The following is a 20,741-nucleotide window of genomic DNA, read 5'->3' on the forward strand; positions in this document are numbered from 1 at the left end:
TTTCACATCCCGTGGCATTGGTTTAGTTTTGGTTAAATCTGAACTGTCTCAGTAGGGTTGATGTAGAATTTGTAGTTATGACGCTCCTCGTGGGAAGCGGGATTACAGCATTTAGATACTTTATCAAGAATGTCTTGAACGTTCTGTCCCTCAACAACCACTTTAATTTTGGAATCTTCATCTACAGTCAACATAAAAGAAACTAATTTTGATAAACTGATTGCGTCCACGACCTTGTGTTTGCAAAGCAAATAAATATTGCCTTCATAATTTTTCATTTCTTGATGAAGATCCATGATTTGTCTCATGGTCAATTTATTTTTAATTTTTAAGTCAGATGAGATAATTTCGTACATAACGTCCTTCTCCTTTTGAAAAAAATAATTGTTTTGTTTGGTTATGTACTCTATTTACCCGGGACACTTAAAATAAAACCTATTTTTAAATTGAAAGGAGAGGCTGGTAAGAATGTTAACTCTTATTAAAAATGGGGAGACCTACGCCCCGGACTATCTTGGAAAAAAAGATATTTTGATCGTCGGGAAGCAAATTGGCTTTATCAAGGACCATATCGAGATACCGGAGCAATTCGTTGATATTAAAGTGATTGATGCGAAGGGAAAGTTAGTAGTGCCCGGATTTATCGATTCTCATGTGCATATTATCGGTGGAGGCGGTGAAGGCAGCTATAAAACACGGACACCGGAAATACAACTAACTGATGTGACCATAGCAGGTATTACAACACTAATAGGTGTGATTGGGACAGATGGGACAACGAGAACGATGCCAAATTTGATCGCGAAGGCAAGGGGGCTAGAGGAAGAGGGGATCACCTGTTATGTACATACAGGTTCCTACCAGGTGCCGGTAAAAACCCTAACAGGAAAAATCGAGGATGATCTCATTTTGATTGATAAAGTCATTGGAGCGGGTGAAATTGCGATTGCGGATCACCGTTCTTCGCAGCCAACCGTTGAGGAAATGGCTAAAATCGCTTCAGCTGCCCGGATTGGCGGCCTCTTATCCGGGAAAGCAGGAATCGTAAATATCCATGTCGGCGATAGCCTTGATCATTTGGATGTGATCGAGCAGGTCATTGAAAAAACAGAGATCCCGATCCAACAGTTTTACCCTACGCACATTAACCGAAATCACCATCTTTTCGAAGCAGGCATCCAGTATGCCAAAAAGGGAGGATTCATTGATTTTACGACAAGCTCAATTAAGAAGTTTATTGAAAATGGCGAGGTGAAATCGTGCAAGGCTCTAAAAAAAGCCCTTAATGCAGGGGTAGAGATCAGCAGGATTACTTTTACCTCTGATGGACAGGCAAGTCTTCCGGATTTTGATGAAAGCGGTCATTTAAGGGGGATGAATATCGGGAAATGTTCTTCTCTATATAACGAAGTCCGGGCTGCTATCGTTGAGGAAGGAGTCCCTATAGAAACTGCCATACGAGTGATTACGGAAAATCCCGCCCGCATTCTTAAGCTTGTTCAAAAAGGAAGCATTAAAGAAGGCAAAGATGCAGACCTTGTGCTATTAAATAAAGAAACGTATGAAGTGGATACTGTATTTGCGATGGGCCAGATGATGGTTGAAAGCGGGAAAGCGATAGTGAAAGGGACATTTGAAGAAAGTTAACGAATAAATTGAACGATTTGATTTGAGAAATAAACAGGCTGAAATGATCCGGGAGGAAGCGGGGAATAAGAATGGATGAAAGCAACCTGATTGCTAAGGCGATGAATGAAAGGTGATACAGAAGCGTTTGCCGGCTATTTCAGCAAAACTATGACTTTTTTGTAAAATATTTAGTATAAATAATGTATTACAGAGAAATGGCGGAAGATATCGCTTAGGAAACAATGGCAAAAGCGATCGAACATTCAACACAAGTATAATGGAAAATCGAAGTTTTCAACTTGGCTTATCTCAATTGCCACTAATTTTCATGTTGATCAAACAAAAAACTCGTGCTGCCGCCGTTAGACTGGCGGTATTTTTGCTGTGTGTGGATTTATTATCGAGTTTTGGGATTTATCAGCGAATTTGATTCATTTATTATCAACTTTCTGGATTTATCATCAACTTCGGCACATTTATTATCAACTTTTTACATATATCGATTTCTCGACAAAAAATGCTATATTTCTGGGAGGCACTCCAATAAAGGGGAGCGTTTTACTTCAAATTTAAAAGCCAGATCAACAGATCTGGCTTCCGACAATCAGTCTCCATCAAACATCCTGAATACTCCTCCGAGGACGCTTCCTTCATCTTTGGAACCGCCGCCCGATGGGGCTGCGGCAAATACCCGGCTTGCCAATCGGCTGAATGGCAACGATTGAATCCAAACCGTTCCTGGACCGCGCAGTGTTGCGAAGAAAAGGCCTTCTCCGCCGAATAAAGCGGTTTTTACACCCTTAACCATTTCGATATTGTAATCTACTTCACTTGTCATGGCGACTAGACAACCTGTGTCGACCCGCAGGACTTCACCGGGAGCAAGCTCTTTCTTATGGATCGTCCCACCTGCGTGAACAAAGGCCATTCCGTCTCCTTCCAGCTTTTGCATGATGAACCCTTCGCCACCGAAGAAGCCGGCACCGATTTTTCTTTGAAATTCAATGCCTACAGAAACACCTTTTGCTGCCGCGAGAAAGGCGTCTTTTTGACAAATGATTTTACCGCCTAATTCGCTTAAGTCCATGGGCACGATTTTTCCCGGATAAGGGGAAGCAAAGGATACATGTCTTTTTTCAGATCCTTGATTCGTAAATGCGGTCATAAATAAGCTTTCTCCGGTTAGCATCCGTTTGCCGGCACTGAACAATTTCCCCATAACGCCGCCGCCTTCGCCTGAACCGTCCCCGAAAATCGTCTCCATATGGATGGAGTCCTCCATCATCATCAAGCCTCCCGCTTCCGCGATGACGGTTTCATTTGGGTCCAGCTCCACTTCTACGAATTGCATATCGTCTCCATGAATTTTGTAATCAATCTCATGATTATTCATATATACCTCCACCTTGTATGTACTAGAATCTAATTCGATTGTAAAAGAAAGTTCAGGGTTACGCCATTACTTTTTAATCTCTCCCATTCTTTAAACAAAAATAGTTCTCATCTTTCCGTCTCCAACATATTAATCTAGTGACAGACTTTGGCTTGTCAACGAATATTGGGAGGTAGGAGGGGGTTTTGAAAAAAGAGGGAAAATTTAATATGTAAATGGGTGATTTTGTTTAAACTTGACAGCGCTTTCATAATCTTTTATACTTCATATAACAAGTTAAAACAGTGACGGAGATTAGGAGATCACACAGATGCACTCTCATTTTTATGAGGATTGATTCTGTTGTGATCTCCTTTTTTATCGCGGCTTGTTATAGAAAAGTCTAAAAAAAGGGGGAACCTGAAATGACGCCATTTTGGGGAGAAGTAATAGGCACGATGATTTTAATTGTATTTGGTGCAGGCATCGGGGCAGGTTCGACATTAAACAGATCTTTTGCCAAGGATGCAGGCTGGATTACGATAACGATTGCCTGGGGTCTTGCGGTTGCGCTGGGTGTATTCGCGGTCGGATCGATAAGCGGTGCCCATTTAAATCCTGCTGTTACGATAGCGCTGGCTATAAATGGGGACTTTGCCTGGGGAGATGTTCCGGGTTATATTTTGGCCCAAATGATTGGCGCAATATTAGGAGCAACACTAGTATTCTTGCATTATCTTCCGCACTGGAAAGCAACGGATGATCCAGGTGCAAAGCTAGGCATTTTTTCGACTAGCCCTGCCATTCCTCATACTGTTTCCAATCTATTAAGTGAAATAATCGGAACATTTATTCTAGTATTAGGATTGCTGTTTATTGGGGCAAATCAGTTTACGGAAGGTTTAAATCCATTTGCGGTCGGGTTATTGATTGTAGCTATCGGTATGTCGCTTGGAGGAACAACCGGTTATGCGATTAACCCTGCAAGGGACCTTGGACCTCGGATCGCCCATTTCCTGCTTCCGATTCCGGGTAAAGGCGGATCGAATTGGGGATATTCTTGGGTTCCGGTCGTTGGCCCGATACTTGGAGGCAGCTTGGGAGCAGTGTTCTATAGAGCAACCTTTGCCGGAGAAGTAGATCAATATTTTTGGATTGTATTGGCAGCAATTGCTATCGTATTAATATCGGTTGCTCTATTTGGAAAACGACCGGCCGTTCTTGAGATTAATAGGAAACATAAAAACGCGCAATAAGCCGAAGTCTGGCAATCTCGATATGTGGGTATGGTACAGTATATTAATTGGATAAAGGAGAGTTGAAAATGGAGCAATATATTTTATCTTTGGATCAAGGAACAACTAGTTCACGTGCTATTCTTTTCAATAAGAAGGGTGAAATCGTTCATATCGCACAAAAGGAATTCACCCAGCATTTCCCTAAACCAGGCTGGGTTGAACACAACGCAAACGAAATTTGGGGAACCATTCTTGCCGTTATTGCTTCATGCTTATCTGAGTCAAACGTAAAACCTGAGCAGGTAGCGGGAATTGGCATTACGAATCAAAGGGAAACGACGGTAGTATGGGAAAAGGAAACAGGCCGTCCGGTATATAATGCGATTGTTTGGCAATCCAGGCAGACAAGCGATATCTGTAATGTATTAAAAGAAAATGGCCATAATGACTTGTTCCGCGAGAAAACGGGATTATTAATTGACGCTTATTTCTCTGGAACAAAGGTTAAATGGATCCTCGACAATGTAGAGGGTGCACGTGAAAAGGCGGAAAACGGGGAACTATTATTTGGCACGATTGATACGTGGTTAATCTGGAAGTTATCAGGCGGCAAGGCGCATGTGACTGATTATTCCAATGCTTCCCGTACACTCATGTATAACATTTATGATCTAAAATGGGATGAAGAGTTGCTTGAGATTTTGACAGTGCCGAAGTCGATGCTTCCTGAAGTCCGTCCTTCCTCTGAAGTCTACGCGAATACGGTGGATTATCATTTCTTTGGTAAGGAAATTCCGATTGCCGGGGCTGCAGGGGACCAGCAGGCCGCCTTGTTCGGGCAGGCTTGCTTTGAAAAAGGCATGGCGAAGAACACGTATGGAACTGGCTGCTTCATGCTTATGAACACCGGTGAAAACGCGGTCCGTTCTGAAAACGGGTTATTGACCACCCTTGCCTGGGGGATTGATGGCAAGGTCGAGTATGCACTTGAAGGAAGCATCTTCGTTGCGGGATCCGCGGTTCAATGGCTGCGCGACGGCTTGCGTATGCTGAAGGATTCAAAAGATAGCGAGGAATACGCGAAAAGAGTGCCTTCGACCGATGGTGTCTATGTTGTACCCGCTTTTGTCGGGCTCGGTACACCGTATTGGGACAGTGATGTTCGCGGGTCAATTTTTGGCCTTACGAGAGGAACTTCAAAAGAGCATTTTATCAGAGCCACACTAGAATCGCTCGCCTACCAGACCAATGACGTTCTTGGCGCGATGGAAGCTGATTCCGGGATCCAATTAAAGACGCTCCGTGTCGATGGCGGTGCTGTTAAAAATGATTTCTTGATGAACTTTCAAAGCGATATGCTGAATGTTCCGGTTGAAAGACCGAAAATTAATGAAACGACTGCACTAGGGGCGGCTTATCTGGCTGGACTTGCGGTAGGGTACTGGGAAAACAAGGAAGAAATTGCAGAACAGTGGGCGATTGATAAGACATTTGAACCTTCCATGGAAGATAACGAACGGGAAGATTTATATGAAGGCTGGAAAAAAGCTGTAAAAGCAGCCATGGCTTTTAAATAAGATCATCACACAGGACTGTGGCATATACCCAGAAATCTCAATTGACAAATTATTCTTATTATTGTAATCTTACAATGAATCAAACAAATTTTTCTAAGGAAGGTGAACGTTATGATGTTAATCAATAGGCGAAATGAGCAGCTTAACATTTCACATAACGCAGCCTGTCCTGTTGCTTTGTTCTGATCTTTGGAACAAAAGCGATCAAGAATGTATCTGCTAAGTGCAGGCTGCGACATAGGTCGTAGCATGCACTTTTTTTCATTTTGTGTGATTTTTCCGCATATAAATGAGCTTCGCATGTTTTTGCGGAGCTTTTTATTTTTATCAAATACTAAGTAAAGTATAGGAGGAATGATGATGAGATGTTTATCTGAAGTGAGGCCGATTTATGCAGTGGATACAGACAGCGGGTAGTCAAGTGCTATGGACAAACAGAAGGAGGTTACAACATGTTTTCGATTTTCAAGAAGCTATCCTGGTTCTTTAAAGAACAATGGAGACGCTATACATTTGCAATTTTATTTTTAGCCATCGTTAATATTCTTGAGGTTATTCCGCCAAAGCTGGTTGGTATGGCGATTGACGATATCAACAACGGCAATTTAACGAACGGGGTAATTGTGGAGTATATCAGCTATATAGCTCTTCTAGGGCTCGGTAATTATGTGTTCGGATACCTTTGGAGCTACCAGCTTTTCGGCGGTGCCTTCCTGGTCGAAAGGAAGATGCGCTCCCAATTCATGGGGCATTTATTGAAGATGACGCCGACATTTTTTGAAAAGAATCGGACCGGAGACTTGATGGCCCGGGCCACGAACGATTTAAAAGCCATTTCCAACACGGCAGGATTCGGAATCTTAACGTTAGCGGATTCGATCCTCTTTACGTTTACGATCCTGATTGTCATGGGTGCGACAATAAGCTGGCAGCTAACCATCACCGCGATTCTGCCGCTTCCAGTCATGGCGATCATGATGCAAATATTAGGGAATAAAATTCACAAGCGATTCACTCAAGCGCAGGATGCGTTTGGGGAATTGAATGATAAAGTCCTGGAATCAGTATCAGGAGTGCGGGTTATCAGGGCGTACGTCCAGGAACGGGAAGACGAAGGGCGCTTTCAGGATATGACAGAGGATGTGTACCAGAAAAACGTGGAGGTTGCCAAGATCGACTCGATGTTTGACCCGGTCATCTCCGTTTTGATTGGGATCAGTTATTTAATCGGGCTCGGCTATGGAGCTTATATGGTATTCCAGCAACAGATAACCCTCGGGGACCTTGTCTCTTTTAATGTGTATTTAGGGATGCTGATCTGGCCGATGATTGCGATTGGGGAATTGATCAACATCCTACAAAGGGGCAACGCGTCACTTGATCGGGTCCAGGAAACCCTTTCTTATGAAGAAGATGTGAAAAACGAAGCATCAACGATACACTTGGAAAAACCCGGGAATATTTCATATGATGCGGTCAATTTTACGTATCCGACCTCGAAAACTCTCAACCTGGATGAAGTTTCCGTATCGATTGAGCGCGGGCAAACCCTCGGTGTCGTCGGTAAAACCGGCAGTGGTAAAACGACGTTCGTGAAACAACTGCTTCGTGAATATCCACTGGGTAACGGGAACATCTCAATCGCCGACATACCTTTAGAGAAAATTGCGATAGGAGATGTCCGGAATTGGATCGGGTATGTTCCCCAGGATCATTTCCTGTTTTCAAGATCGGTGAGGGAAAATATCCTATTCGGAAAAGAAAACGCGTCGAATCAAGAGCTAAACGACGCCATCCGTCTTGCTGACTTTGAGAAAGACCTGGAAATACTTTCTGATAAATTAGAAACGCTTGTCGGAGAAAAGGGTGTCGCTCTTTCTGGTGGACAGAAGCAAAGGATTTCGATTGCAAGGGCGCTCATCAAAAATCCAGAAATCTTAATTCTCGATGATTCCTTATCAGCTGTCGATGCGAAAACGGAAACAACAATCATCGAAAATATTCAAAAAGAACGATCCGGTAAAACGACCATCATCACGACGCACAGATTATCAGCGGTCCAGCATGCTGATTGGATCATTGTCCTTAATGACGGAAAAATCATTGAAGAAGGGCGACACCCGGAGCTTCTTGAACAAAACGGCTGGTACAAAGAACAATTCGTAAGACAGCAGATTGAAGAAGGAACGGAGGTGGATGCATGAATGTCGTAAAAAAGCTCTATCACTATGCCACCCTATATAAATCGATCATCATCGCAGCCCTGATCATGCTTTCCGTTTCTGTTGCAGCCGATTTAACAGGACCATTTGTGGCGAAAAGAATAATTGATAACCATATCCTTGGTATTGAATCAAAATGGTATCAGACCGAAAAAGGCGAAGATGCTGTCTCGTTCCAAGGTGCATCATATAAACGGGATGAATACTTTTCCGACAATGAAGAAAAGGGAAAAGAAGTGAGAATCTTTCAGGTTGGCACAAAATTCGCCTTTGTCGATCAGTCTGTTTCCTTTGATGGGAAAAGGGAGCTTTCTGGAGATAAGCTGACCATTTCGAAAGGAGATGAAAGGGCCAGCTACAATGCTATATTATTAAATAGTCAGGAGCTGATGCGTTTTTATCAGCCGGAAATTTCGAGGATTTTAACGCTTGTCTTTGTCTATTTCGGGCTTGTTGTCGTTTCATCGATTTTTCAATACGGGCAGAGATTTTATTTGCAAAAAGCGGCAAATAGAATTGTGCAACGAATGAGGACCGATGTGTTTTCTCATATATCAAAACTGCCGATCCGGTATTTTGACAATCTTCCTGCAGGTAAGGTCGTCGCGAGGATTACCAATGATACAGAAGCGATCCGGGAATTATATGTCACCGTACTTGCGAACTTTTTTTCAAGCACAATTACGATCTTCGGCATATTCATTGCGCTCTTTATCCTTAATCCTCAAGTTGCGATGTTTGCGCTCCTGCTGATTCCGATTTTGGTCGTTTGGACGATCGTTTACCGGAAATTTGCTTCGACATATAATCAGGTCATCCGTGCGCGTGTCAGTGATATAAACGCAATGATTAACGAATCCATTCAGGGTATGACCGTCGTTCAGGCTTTCCGGCGCGAAAAGCAATCGAAGGAATCCTTTGAAAAGCTGAATTATGAACATTTCTCGTATCAAAATAAAATACTCAGCTTGAATTCATTGACCGGCCATAATTTAATTGGTGTTTTAAAAACCATTTGCTTTGTTGCGTTCATCTGGTATTTTGGCGGTCAGTCTTTAACCGCCACGTCCGTGGTTTCCCTTGGAATGTTGTATGCGATTGTCGATTTTATCAACCGTTTGCTATATCCGGCCCAAGCAATCGTCAATCAATTTGCTAATCTTGAGCAGGCACTCGTAGCCGGTGAAAGAGTATTCAAATTACTGGATGAACCAGGAATTTCTGTAAGTAGGGAAAGCATTCCAAGATATAAAGGCAATGTCGATTTTAATCATGTATCGTTTGGCTATAAAGAAGATGAATATGTCCTAAAGGATATCACGTTCTCTGCGAGTCAGGGAGAAACTGTTGCACTTGTGGGACACACCGGTTCGGGAAAAAGCTCGATCATGAATCTTCTTTTCCGTTTCTATGACTGCAATGAAGGCAGCATTACGATTGACGGAATGGATATTAAAAACATGCCGCACCAAACGTTGCGCCAGCATATGGGGATTGTCTTACAGGACCCGTATCTGTTCACCGGAACAATAGCGTCCAACGTCAGCCTTGAAAATGAAAAAATTACCCGAGAAATGATTGAAAAGGCATTGAAGGATGTCGGCGGGGAGAATGTGTTAACACATCTGGAAAAGGGAATGGATTCGCCAGTCATTGAAAAAGGAAGCACTCTTTCCTCCGGGCAGCGCCAGCTTATTTCTTTTGCCAGGGCATTGGCCTTCAATCCAGCTATCCTGATTCTGGATGAAGCAACGTCAAGCATCGATACCGAGACGGAAGCGATCATTCAAGAAGCGATGGATGTATTGAAAAAAGGCAGAACAACCTTCATTATCGCCCACCGTCTTTCCACGATCAAAAAGGCGGACCAAATTCTTGTTCTCGACAGAGGTAAAATTGTTGAGCGCGGGAATCATGATGAGTTGATGGGATTGAAAGGCAAGTATTATCAAATGTATGAACTCCAGCAAGGACAGCAAAAAGGGATGGCTGGATAGGAAATGATTTTTGGAAAGGTATTTGTTGTTAGCGGGGAATTACTCTGCTAAAATAGAATTAATTGAATAGTCTTATCAAGAGAGGCGGAGGGAATGGCCCTGTGAAGCCCGGCAACCTTCAAACAATCGTTTGAAAAGGTGCTAAGTCCTGCAAAGTTTTTAGCTTTGCGAGATAAGAGACGGATAATGATGAAACAGCCTCTCTATCTCCATGGTAGAGAGGCTGTTTTTTTGTTAAATAGGAACTTGGAGGGGGAATGAAAAGTGACTACTTTAAAAGTTGCGCTACTGGGATTAGGAACAGTGGGGCTTGGTGCTTTTGAGGCAATTACCGAGCGAAAAGAACAGCTAGAGTCCTTAATTGGAAGAAAGATTGAGTTAGCAGGTGTGTTAATAAAAAATGAGCAGAAAACAAGAAATATTCATGAGGATGTTTTTATTTCAAAGGACTTTGAAGAAATCATTGCCAGAAAACAGCCTGAAGTTGTGATTGAGGCGATTGGTGGGATGGAACCCGCACGCACATATATTGAGTTTGCGTTAAGAAATGGCTGTCACGTCGTTTCGGCCAATAAGGATTGTATTGCCCATCATGGCAAGGAATTTCAAAAGATTGCAGAAGAAAATGGAGTCCGGTTTGTGTATGAAGCAAGTGTCGCCGGAGGAATACCGGTCTTGCGGACGCTTCGGGAATTATTGGCGGTCAACAAAGTGGAGCGTCTTGAAGCGATTTTGAATGGAACCTCCAATTTTATTCTGAGCATGATGAGAACAAAAGGGGCATCGTTTGAGGAAGCGCTAGCCGTTGCCCAGCAAAAAGGCTATGCTGAGCAGGACCCGACAAATGATATTGAAGGTCTCGATGCCTTTTATAAATCGATGATTTTAAGTGAATGGATTTATGGTGACCAGCCAGATTGGGACCAAGTAGAGGTAAAAGGAATTTCAGCCATCAAGATAGAAGAAATCCAGGCAGCGGAACAGTTAGGGTTGCGGGTGAAACATCTTGTCACGATAAATGATGACCTGAAGGTTGAGATAGGACCGGAGTTCGTCGATTCTGAGCACCCGCTCTATGGTGTGGAAAACGTAAATAATGCTGTGTTAATCAAAACAGATTTGCTAGGAGATTTGACGTTGATTGGTGCAGGAGCAGGTGCAAAGCCGACTGCAAGTGCGGTGATCGAGGATTTTATCTCGCTTTATTTAACGAAAGAAAACCTGCCCATTCGTAAAGAGCGGAAAGTAGAAATTCCAACCGAACAGGAAGGACGGAAGGAAGAAACCAGTTTATTGTTTTTTGGCAATGTAACGCTGACAGATTTAAGCCAAATAGAAGGCGATCTGGAAAAGCGGGGAACCATTCTTTCATACACGGAGATGGAAGATCCGTTAGTAGGCGTTTTATTCAAAGGAAGCCTTACCAATTATTCTGACGATAAATTGCAAAGTGTATATCCGGCAAAAGCAAGTAATATTACCTTATCCACGAACAGATTAAGGCAACTTGCGCTAAATAAATAATGAGAAAGAAAACCTCCTGATCATGATCTCAGGAGGTTTTCTTTGGAAAAGAACGATACATTTTGCACATAGGGTAATATCGTTTACTATTAATATGTATAGGAAAAAATGACCAATATGGAAATTTATAAAGAAAGGTATGAGTAAATGCTCTTTATTAGAAGGGAATCTTTCAAAGAATTTTTATCGGCATATCCGATTACAAGCCTGATTGTTTTTCTGAATACCATCATGATGATTGTGACTATTTTTCTTGGTGACTGGATGTATAGATGGGGAGGAATAAACCGAAGCACAATTATCGGCGGAGAATTTTATCGGTTGCTGACATATGCTTTCATACACGGCGGAATGATGCACTTCTTAACGAATATGATTTTCACTATCATAACGGCACCGGCCATTGAGAAGTTGCTTGGACCACTCAAATTCATCACCTTGTTTTTCTTTTCGATATTGACCGCAGCGCTCGTTATCATCCTGATTCCTGCTGGCCCTTTCCAGTTCGATGTCGGTGAATCTGGTTTTGGATACAGCTTATTTGGATTTTATTTTTATCTGGTTCTCTTTAAGAAGAACTTTCTTGATAAAGAATCAAGCAACGTCATTTTGGCCCTTATAGCGATTGGCTGGCTCACGACCTTAGTGATACCTGGTACAAGCTTCGCTGGTCATTTGGGCGGATTTGTCGCTGGATGGTTATTCGCTTTCCTTGTGAACAAAACCCTGAACCGTTTGAAGATAATAAACAATCGATCATATTACCGATGAGAAAACCGCCTAGGCAAACAGTCTAGGTGGTTTTTTCATCGATTATTAGAATTATTGATTCACGCTTATTCTGCTTTTCTCAAGTGCCGCCGCAAAGTCCTTGATTAAGTCATCCGGATTTTCTAAACCGGCCGAGAGACGAAGGAGGCCGCTGCTGATTCCGCGTTTTTGTCGTTCTGCTTCAGGCATGGCGGCATGTGACATTTTAGCGGGATAGGATAAAATCGATTCTACCGCGCCGAGGCTTACCGCAAAAACAGGCAGCTCCACGTTCGAAACAAAGGCATTCACTACATCTTCATTCTCGAGTTCGAATGACAATACAGCACCAGCACCGCTTGCCTGTGACTCTTGGATGCTGTACCCAGGATGATCTTCAAGGCCCGGATAATGCACTGCTTTTACAAGCGGATGGGATTGCAGGAACTCCGCTAGCTTTCGTGCTGATTTCATTGAATGCTCCATTCTGACATGCAGGGTTTTCAGACCGCGCATCACAAGCCATGCATCCTGTACGCCAAGTACGGCGCCAAATGAGTTCTGCAAGGCATATAGCCGATCGGCAAGCTCGGGGTCTTTTACGACAGCAAGGCCCGCGATGACATCACTATGGCCGGATAAAAACTTTGTGGCACTATGAAGGACGATATCGGCTCCAAGATTTAACGGTTTTTGCAAGGCGGGTGTTAAAAAAGTATTGTCTACATATGTTAACGCCCCAATTTCCTTAGCAAGTGTGCAGATTGCTTTGATATCGGTTACTTTAAGCAACGGATTGGAGGGTGTCTCCATATAGATCGCCTTCGTATTCGATCTTACCGCTGCTTTCACGTTATCAATATCCGTCATGTCAACAAAAGTATGCTCGATTCCAAACCGGGTCAAAACACTTGTCACCATCCGGTAAGTTCCCCCGTAAACGTCCTCCGTAACAATGATATGATCTCCGGCAGACAGCAGCAGGAGGGCAGTAGAGATGGCAGCCATGCCGGAAGAAAAAGCAAAGCCTCTTGTGCCTTCTTCCAGTTCGGCAATGATATCCTCAAGCGCTTCCCGGGTCGGGTTGGCGCTGCGGGCGTAATCATATTTGCCGTATTGTTCCGGATTGCTTTGGTGAAACGTAGAGGCATGCTGAATCGGAACGCTGACTGCGCCTGTGGCACTGTCGAATTTATGCTGGTTATGCAATAAAAGCGTTTCGAATGAATACTCTTTGTATCCCGTCATACTCTAGCCTCCTTGTTCACTGCCACTAGTGCCTTTTCTAAATCTTGAATCAAATCTTCTCCGTCTTCAATGCCGACAGAAAAACGCAATAGTCTATTACAAACCCCATTGGCCGTCCTAATTTCTTCGGGAATATCGGCATGAGTCTGGGTTGCCGGATAGGTTATGAAGCTCTCGGTTCCGCCCAGGCTTTCAGCAAAGGTAATCAAAGACAGTTCCTGTAAAAACGGATTGACCCATGCTTCTTCCCTGATGCGGAATGAAATCATCCCACCTTTGCCAGGATAGAGAACATCATCGATATAATCATGGTTTTGTAAGAACTCTACCAATAACTTTGCATTTTTTTCGTGCCGATCCATACGAAGCGAAAGGGTCTTCATACCGCGCATGAGCAGCCAGGAATCGAACGGGCTAAGAACAGCTCCTGTGCCGTTATGATAAAGAGCGAGCGATTCGGATAATTCAGCCCCCTTTGCGACAATCAGACCAGCAAGTACATCGTTGTGGCCACCAAGATATTTTGTAGCGCTATGAATCACTATATCTGCTCCTAGCTTGATAGGCTGTTGGAGAAGAGGGGTATAAAATGTATTATCGACAATCAAAAGCAAACCATGCTGCTTGGCAATTTCAGCCACAGCGGCAATATCGGTTTGTTCCATGAGGGGATTGGTCGGGGTTTCGATAAAGATCGCTTTCGTTTGAGGAGTAATGGCACCTTCAATTTCCTCTAGACAGCTTGTGTTCACGTATCGACAGTCTAAGCCCCATTTTTTAAAGCCTTGCTCCAACAAACGATATGTACCACCGTATAAATCCTTGGAAATCACCCATTCATCCCCAGATTTGAATAAAGAAAGTACAGTTAGGATTGCGGCCATTCCTGAACTGCAGGCGAACCCCTGGTCGCCGCCTTCGAGATCGGCAATGGCCTGTTCAAGAAGCTGGCGTGTTGGATTGCCGGTTCTTACATAATCATATCCGGATGATTGTCCAATTCCTTCATGTCGATAGGCAGTGGAAAAGTAGACAGGCGGGTTCACGGTTCCTGTTGCAGATTCACTTCTGTTTCCGATTTGTGCTAAAAATGTGTCAATTTTATACATGGCTCACTTCTCCTTTAAATTATGGATAAAAACAAAAAAAGCCTTCTATAAGAAGAAGACTTTTGAAAATACATGGGCAGTCGTTCTCCTTATCTCTCAAGTTCCAAATAACTTGATGGATTTAGCACCTTTCCAATGACGAAAATACATGGAAGGTTGCTGAGGCGTCTTAGGGCCATTCCCTCGACCTCTCTGGATAAGAAATATCAATAATTCAATTTCTTTTGAATTTACTATACAATATCCATTGTGTCAACCTGCGAAAGAGTAATACGTAAAATTATCTTTACAAGACCGGGGAGATAGATTATTCTGTATATTAAATTCTGACTAATTCAATCAACAAACTATTATTAACCGAGATCTGAATAAAATTAACAGAGATAGTTAACAGAGCTATTAACTAAAAAAATGGGGTTTTTAAATAGGGGGGTGACTCATTATGGGGGAACACAAACAGATCGCCAAAATGGCCGACCAGCTTCAAAATATGCTGGATTCCATGAAATACGGGTCTATTACTCTCGTTATCCAGGATGGAAAAATCATTCAAGTCGAAAAGAATGAGAAGATAAGGATCAAATAATCAGCGGAAAGAAATTGGAGGCAGTCTTACCTTGCGGGGTATGGCTGCTTTTTTCATGGGATTATTTAAGAAATTGTTGATGTATCAAATTCTTTATCTGGAGTTTAAAGGGTTTCCGCTATATTTATTCGGGGTTTTCTTTATATTTTAAAAAATCAGTTTGACAGGCATGGTGTATTATGGGTATAGTACATATATAAGGTGTATGAACCACTTAATACATACACTTGAAAGGAAACAATTAGGAGTTGTTTGGATGAATGTTAATTTTAATAATCGTGATCCATTGTACTTGCAGGTTGTTCGCTACTTTAAAGAACAGATTGCCATCGGACAATTGGAAGCCGGACAGGAAATCCCGTCCCGACGCGAGCTTGCTTCCATGTTGAAAATAAATCCGAATACCGCCCAAAAAGCATATAAGGAAATGGAGGAACAGGGATTGATCCATACAGAAAGAAACTTTCCAAGTCGAATAACAACAGATGAACAAATCTTAAATTCGATCCGGGAGGAACTGATCATGCAGGCAGTCGAGATCTTCATTACCTCAATCAAGCCGATTAATGTTTCCCTGGATGAATTAGTAGCAATGGTAAAAGAAAAATACACGTCTGAAAAGAAAAATGGAGGAGATCAACCATGATTGAGGTTACGAATCTGGAAAAAAGATATGGACGCAGAAAAGTGCTCGACGATATTTCATTCACAGCCAATAAGGGTGAGATTACTTGTTTGATCGGGATTAACGGGGTCGGTAAAACGACAACCCTCAAAGCGATTATGGGGCTTACACCATATAAAGGGAATATCCTTATTGACGGAGAAAAGCTAACCAAGGATAGCTATGAAAATATAACCTTTATCCCGGATGCGATTACAATGCTTCCGCAAATGACCATTAAAGAGGCATTTTTGTTTATGGAAGACTTTTATTCTGCCTGGAATAAGGAACGTGCCGCAGAATTATTAACGTTTTTCAAACTGAAAGAAGAGTATAAGATTGCCGAGCTTTCAAAAGGAAATACAGCGAAAGTCAACCTTATCCTTGGGCTTGCGCTGGATGTCGATTATTTACTGATGGACGAACCGTTTTCCGGCATTGATATGTTTAGCCGCGAACAAATTGCAGATGTTTTCTCAAGCCATTTAGTCGAGGAACGCGGGGTACTCATTACCACTCATGAAATAAACGATATTGAACATCTGATTGATAAAGTCGTGCTGATGGATAACGGCAAAGTACTGAAAGAATTCAGTACGGAGGATATGCGTCTGAATGAAGGGAAATCAGTGGTAGATGTGATGAGAGAGGTGTACCAAGGGTGAATAAATATTTTAAACTAGTTAATTTTGAACTCAACCGTTTTATAAAAATTTACATATCTTTATTGGCGATTACGATCATTTCGCAATTTTTAGGCGTGGTTATTAAATCAAGAAGCTATTTGACAGAAGCAAAGAATAGTATGTCTGATCAATCCATGACTCAAACTGAATTCGTGGAACAATACGGAAAATTCGATTTTTCGCAAATCATGAATAGCTTTTGGTTTTTGGGGCCGATTGCAATTTGTGCCGTTGCACTTATCTTTTACATTTTTTTAATCTGGTATCGTGACTGGTTCGGCAAGAATACTTTTATTTACCGCCTCTTGATGCTGCCGACTTCCAGATTGAATATTTACCTTGCGAAGGCAACTGCCATTTTCCTTATGGTCTTTGGTTTAGTAGCCCTGCAAATCATCCTACTTCCGTTGGAAAATCTTCTTTTTCAGTCGCTTGTGCCGGATGTTTTTAAAAGTGTTAAAGGTACGAGAAGTTTAATTCAAAGCAATGTAGCGTTAATGGTCATTATTCCAAAGACATTTGTTCAATTCCTTTTATACTATGGACTCGGTTTTACAGCAGTGTTCATCTTGTTCACCGCTATCTTGCTGGAAAGAAGCTACCGTATTAAGGGAGTTGTGATGGGGATCCTTTACTGTCTAGCTGCAGGTGCGATTTTTCTTTCCCCGATCTTGATTAGCGCGATTTTTTATAATGATATGTTCTTTTATCCTCTGGAACTGCTAGTCATAGAAACTATTCTGTGCTTGATAATCATGGCTGTCTCCATTTGGATTGGAAATTTATTGATAAACAAAAAAGTAAACGTGTGAGGAGAATCATAATATGAAGCGATATTGGAAAATAAGTTCACTTATCGTCGTTATCCTATTAGCCATCAGCAGTTTTTACATTCATTCTGCGTATTCAATAAGCCAGCTTCCTGAATATATCATCAAAAAGCAGGAAGGAAATTCAAAGACTGTCGAAAATCTGATATTAAGAGGGTTTTATGGTAATGAAACAGAAACTGCCTCAGAAATGGTCGAGATTTCATCCGAGGGATCCGAGTATGCAAGTGAACGGTCTTTTTTTACCCAAATAAAGAGTATGGACTATGATGGTGAGCAAATAGAAAATCTCAAAAGAAAATACCGCAGCTTTATGAGAGGAAAAAATAGCCCGGATTTCTTTTATGAAGATAAACGTAATATCGTGTATGCACAAGTAGAGTATCAGTTCAAAGATAATAGGCAGAAATTCAATTTCCATATTGCTGCTTTGGATAAAAAAGATAAGGAAGAGATTTCGCTTAAAATGCCGGTCCCTAAAGAGGAAGAATACTCTACTGTCGAGTTGAATGATGTCCAGTTTACAGATGGCCGGGTAAACGTATTTACTAAAAATTATCTGGTTACTAACGACGGTGGGCAGGAAACATCGGAAGTGCATTTATATTCCTTCAATTTGTCAGACAAGAAATTGTTAAGTGAAGAGACCATCCTTTCTGAACCGAACAAAAGGAAAAATGTCTATACAGACTATACAGAATTGCCCGAAGTAAACAGTATGGATGCTGCCGACTACATTCTATATTACAAATCCGTTAATGAACAGAAGCAGCTGGAAAACGGGGAAATCGAAGAGCAAAATGTAGAGAATGGATTGGTCGTTTACAACGTTAACGAAAAAAAATCGGAAGAAGTAAAACTGCCCAAAGAAATTGCAGCATTAGTCGGTCCCGGAAATTACTATGACGATACAAACCTCTATGTCACTGAGGAAAAGGAAGGCAAGATTCGTGTTATCGTTTATGATTTGGAGCAGAAAAAAGCTGTAAACGAATTTCAGGTGCCGCTTGGAGAAAAGGACATGAAATCATTAGCAACTATCATCAAAGACGGAAATATATATTTACTCGCTACCGAAGAACCAGAAGCTGAACATGGCTTTGAATATGCATCCGTCATTGTTGCTGACTTGAAAACAGGCAAAACTGAGTATAGAGGAACGATCGTAAATAAAAAAGCTGATCATCAATCAGATAGTCAAGTTCAATTGAATGAGTTAACAATTAAATAAAATCTTTGGGTATAGCTAGAATGGCGTTTCCACCTTGGAAGCGTCCTTTTTTCTTTTTGATTGACATAAAACATGCCGCTGGAATAGCATGTTAATCATATTCATAAATTTACTGATAAAAAGAAAGAGATGTTTCGAAAATCGATTATTCGGTAAATAGACTGTATCCATAGAAAAGGTTTTTCACGAGATATGGGGCAAGATAATATTCATTACTTTAATAAATGAGTTCAGGACATATCCTTCCGGGGAGAAGAATGGTAAAGCAAGTAACTCCATCCCATTCCGAAAGAAATATGGTCAATCATTTATATTCTAAAAATAAACCAGCAGGATAACAAAGTTTGGGGGGGTAGTATGGAATACAGTTTCCACCGGTTAGGTGATAATGCGGTCATTATCGAAATCGGCAAAGATATAAGTATTGAAACACAGCAAAAAGTACAAGTAATTACTTCATTTTTGGACGAGCATCCTCCACCTTGGATGATTGAATACATACCAGCGTTTACGACGGTCACTGTTTTTTACGAACCGGTCCGGATTTTAGCGGTTAGGGAGGAGAGTCTTTCTCCATATCAGTATGTTTGTAATCTGCTTAGAGAATTATTTTCAGGTTTAACGGCAGGTAGATCAGTGGAATCACGAATAGTGGATATACCAGTTTGCTATGGGGGAGAATTTGGTCCGGATTTAGAGTATGTGGCAAGAATCAATGGCTTAACGACCGAGGAAGTCATTCACATTCACTCCTCTGGAGACTATTTGGTCTATATGATTGGATTTGCACCGGGGTTTCCTTATATCGGTGGGATGTCTGAGGAAATCGCAACACCAAGAAAAGAATCTCCACGTTTGCAAATTCCGGCCAGAACAGTGGGAATTGCGGGAAAACAAACGGGGATTTATCCAATCGAAACACCGGGAGGCTGGCAGTTGATCGGACGGACCCCGGTAAGACTATTTCGGCCTGAGAATGAAGCACCAAGTCTTCTAAGAGCAGGAGACAAGATTCGATTTTTACCGATCAGCCGGAAGGAATACATAGAATGGGAGAACGATTAGGATGATAACAATCACCAAGCCGGGCCTGCTAACAAGTATTCAGGATCTTGGAAGGTACGGGTTTCAAAAATTCGGAGTGATTGCGAGTGGGGTTATGGATCCCATCTCTCATCGAATTGCCAATTTATTAGTTGGTAATGAAGAAAATGCACCAACGATAGAGATCACTTTACTTGGTCCTACTATTGAATTTAACGAGAGTGCTCTCATCTCGATTTGTGGCGGTGATTTATCTCCAACTATTGATGGGAAGCCTGTTCGATTGTGGCGTTCAGTTCTTGTCAAAAAAGGCAGCACGCTTCAATTTGGGAAATGCAGGTCTGGGTGTAGGGCTTATCTCGCAGTGGCAGGCGGCTATGTTGTACAAAGTATCATGCAAAGTAAATCTACCTATTTAAGGGCTGAAATTGGCGGATTTAACGGCAGGGCACTTCAAGCAGGAGACCAGGTTTCATTTAATCCCCCCGGAGAACTTTCAACCAAAGTCATTCAATATTTAGCTAGGAACTTGTCTCCGCATGCTTTTGTTCAAAGTGAATGGTCAGTAGCTTCAGACTTAATTCCCAACAACAAAAACAGTCCTTCTATACAGGTTATAAAAGGCCGGCAATTCGATTTATTTACAAAAGAAAGCCAGAATATGCTTTTTGAGAATGTTTTCGAGATAACATCGCAGTCAGATCGAATGGGTTATCGTTTAAAAGGGTCAATCCTTTCCCTTGATAAAGCAGAAGAGATGATATCTGAAGCTGTTAATTTTGGCACGATCCAAGTCCCGGCGGATGGAAATCCCATTGTTTTGTTAGCGGATCGGCAGACAACAGGCGGATATCCAAAAATCGGCCAAATTGCAACGGTTGATTTGCCATTACTCGCTCAAGGAAAACCAGGGGATCGAATCCGTTTTGCCGAGCTGACACATGAAGATGCCGAACTTCTGTATTTAGAAAAAGAAGTACAAATGCAGCGGCTTAAAACTGGGATTGCACTAAAATATAGATAGGGGTGTATAA

At 42.0% G+C, this 20,741-nt stretch carries 18 protein-coding genes and 2 riboswitches; of the genes, 14 read left to right on the top strand and 4 right to left on the bottom strand.

Features of this window, described 5'->3' with window-relative positions; translation table 11 throughout:
- Positions 1 to 32: 32 nt before the first annotated feature.
- Positions 33 to 356, bottom strand: a complete 324-nt coding sequence (locus LQ216_RS02655) for an HPr family phosphocarrier protein (protein ID WP_230126572.1) — start codon at positions 354 to 356, stop codon at positions 33 to 35.
- A gap of 112 nt (positions 357 to 468) precedes the next feature.
- On the opposite strand from LQ216_RS02655, the gene iadA reads away from it, so the two are divergent.
- A complete protein-coding gene (iadA, locus tag LQ216_RS02660) occupies positions 469 to 1,647 on the top strand; it encodes a beta-aspartyl-peptidase (protein ID WP_230126573.1) in 1,179 nt (392 codons plus the stop codon).
- 586 nt (positions 1,648 to 2,233) lie between these two features.
- Here the strand turns inward: iadA and LQ216_RS02665 are convergent.
- Positions 2,234 to 3,022 (bottom strand): TIGR00266 family protein, encoded by a 789-nt coding sequence (locus LQ216_RS02665; RefSeq protein WP_230126574.1) that lies wholly within the window; start codon positions 3,020 to 3,022, stop codon positions 2,234 to 2,236.
- A 404-nt stretch (positions 3,023 to 3,426) separates the two neighbouring features.
- Here LQ216_RS02665 and LQ216_RS02670 point away from each other — a divergent pair, with 404 nt between their 5' ends.
- The 6 genes from LQ216_RS02670 to LQ216_RS02695 all read left to right on the top strand — a co-directional run bounded on the left by LQ216_RS02670 (position 3,427) and on the right by LQ216_RS02695 (position 12,330).
- Complete coding sequence (locus LQ216_RS02670) at positions 3,427 to 4,257, top strand: MIP/aquaporin family protein (protein WP_230126575.1); 831 nt, start codon at positions 3,427 to 3,429, stop codon at positions 4,255 to 4,257.
- 68 nt (positions 4,258 to 4,325) lie between these two features.
- Positions 4,326 to 5,816, top strand: coding sequence for a glycerol kinase GlpK (glpK, locus tag LQ216_RS02675; RefSeq protein WP_230126576.1), 1,491 nt, complete (start codon positions 4,326 to 4,328; stop codon positions 5,814 to 5,816).
- Between the two features lie 452 nt (positions 5,817 to 6,268).
- Positions 6,269 to 8,020: an ABC transporter transmembrane domain-containing protein gene (locus LQ216_RS02680; RefSeq protein ID WP_230126577.1), complete on the top strand. Its 1,752-nt coding sequence runs from the start codon at positions 6,269 to 6,271 to the stop codon at positions 8,018 to 8,020.
- A complete protein-coding gene (locus LQ216_RS02685; protein WP_230126578.1) occupies positions 8,017 to 10,035 on the top strand; it encodes an ABC transporter ATP-binding protein in 2,019 nt (672 codons plus the stop codon). Before LQ216_RS02680 ends, LQ216_RS02685 begins: the two co-directional genes overlap by 4 nt.
- Before the next feature lie 69 nt (positions 10,036 to 10,104).
- Positions 10,105 to 10,214, top strand: a riboswitch (SAM riboswitch).
- 85 nt (positions 10,215 to 10,299) lie between these two features.
- The gene (locus LQ216_RS02690; protein ID WP_230126579.1) at positions 10,300 to 11,559 is read left to right on the top strand and encodes a homoserine dehydrogenase; all 1,260 of its coding nucleotides are present in this window, start codon (positions 10,300 to 10,302) and stop codon (positions 11,557 to 11,559) included.
- A 147-nt stretch (positions 11,560 to 11,706) separates the two neighbouring features.
- On the top strand, positions 11,707 to 12,330 hold the full coding sequence (locus tag LQ216_RS02695) for a rhomboid family intramembrane serine protease (protein WP_230126580.1): 624 nt from the start codon (positions 11,707 to 11,709) through the stop codon (positions 12,328 to 12,330).
- Between the two features lie 51 nt (positions 12,331 to 12,381).
- Here LQ216_RS02695 and metC read toward each other — a convergent pair whose 3' ends face one another.
- Positions 12,382 to 13,557 (bottom strand): cystathionine beta-lyase, encoded by a 1,176-nt coding sequence (gene metC / locus LQ216_RS02700; RefSeq protein WP_230126581.1) that lies wholly within the window; start codon positions 13,555 to 13,557, stop codon positions 12,382 to 12,384.
- Positions 13,554 to 14,666, bottom strand: coding sequence for a methionine biosynthesis PLP-dependent protein (locus LQ216_RS02705; RefSeq protein WP_230126582.1), 1,113 nt, complete (start codon positions 14,664 to 14,666; stop codon positions 13,554 to 13,556). Before LQ216_RS02705 ends, metC begins: the two co-directional genes overlap by 4 nt.
- A gap of 86 nt (positions 14,667 to 14,752) precedes the next feature.
- Positions 14,753 to 14,869: riboswitch (SAM riboswitch) on the bottom strand.
- Between the two features lie 239 nt (positions 14,870 to 15,108).
- Between LQ216_RS02705 and LQ216_RS02710 the strand changes: the two genes are divergently transcribed.
- The 7 genes from LQ216_RS02710 (at position 15,109) to LQ216_RS02740 (ending at position 20,731) form a co-directional block, all read left to right on the top strand.
- On the top strand, positions 15,109 to 15,252 hold the full coding sequence (locus LQ216_RS02710) for a YezD family protein (protein ID WP_230126583.1): 144 nt from the start codon (positions 15,109 to 15,111) through the stop codon (positions 15,250 to 15,252).
- A gap of 256 nt (positions 15,253 to 15,508) precedes the next feature.
- Positions 15,509 to 15,898 carry a GntR family transcriptional regulator gene (locus LQ216_RS02715; protein WP_230126584.1) on the top strand — a complete coding sequence of 130 codons (390 nt, stop codon included), beginning with the start codon at positions 15,509 to 15,511 and terminating at the stop codon, positions 15,896 to 15,898.
- Positions 15,895 to 16,581: an ABC transporter ATP-binding protein gene (locus LQ216_RS02720; protein ID WP_230126585.1), complete on the top strand. Its 687-nt coding sequence runs from the start codon at positions 15,895 to 15,897 to the stop codon at positions 16,579 to 16,581. Before LQ216_RS02715 ends, LQ216_RS02720 begins: the two co-directional genes overlap by 4 nt.
- Entirely contained in the window at positions 16,578 to 17,414 is an 837-nt protein-coding gene (locus LQ216_RS02725; RefSeq protein WP_230126586.1) for a hypothetical protein, read from the top strand. The genes LQ216_RS02720 and LQ216_RS02725 overlap by 4 nt, the downstream gene beginning before the upstream one ends.
- Before the next feature lie 13 nt (positions 17,415 to 17,427).
- A complete protein-coding gene (locus LQ216_RS02730) occupies positions 17,428 to 18,663 on the top strand; it encodes a hypothetical protein (RefSeq protein ID WP_230126587.1) in 1,236 nt (411 codons plus the stop codon).
- Between the two features lie 357 nt (positions 18,664 to 19,020).
- Positions 19,021 to 19,728: a 5-oxoprolinase subunit PxpB gene (gene pxpB / locus LQ216_RS02735; RefSeq protein WP_230126588.1), complete on the top strand. Its 708-nt coding sequence runs from the start codon at positions 19,021 to 19,023 to the stop codon at positions 19,726 to 19,728.
- 1 nt (position 19,729) lies between these two features.
- A complete protein-coding gene (locus LQ216_RS02740) occupies positions 19,730 to 20,731 on the top strand; it encodes a biotin-dependent carboxyltransferase family protein (RefSeq protein ID WP_230126589.1) in 1,002 nt (333 codons plus the stop codon).
- The last annotated feature ends 10 nt before the right edge of the window (positions 20,732 to 20,741 follow it).

The sequence above is a fragment of the Bacillus sp. CECT 9360 genome, assembly GCF_918741275.1.
Lineage (GTDB): Bacteria > Bacillota > Bacilli > Bacillales > DSM-1321 > Peribacillus.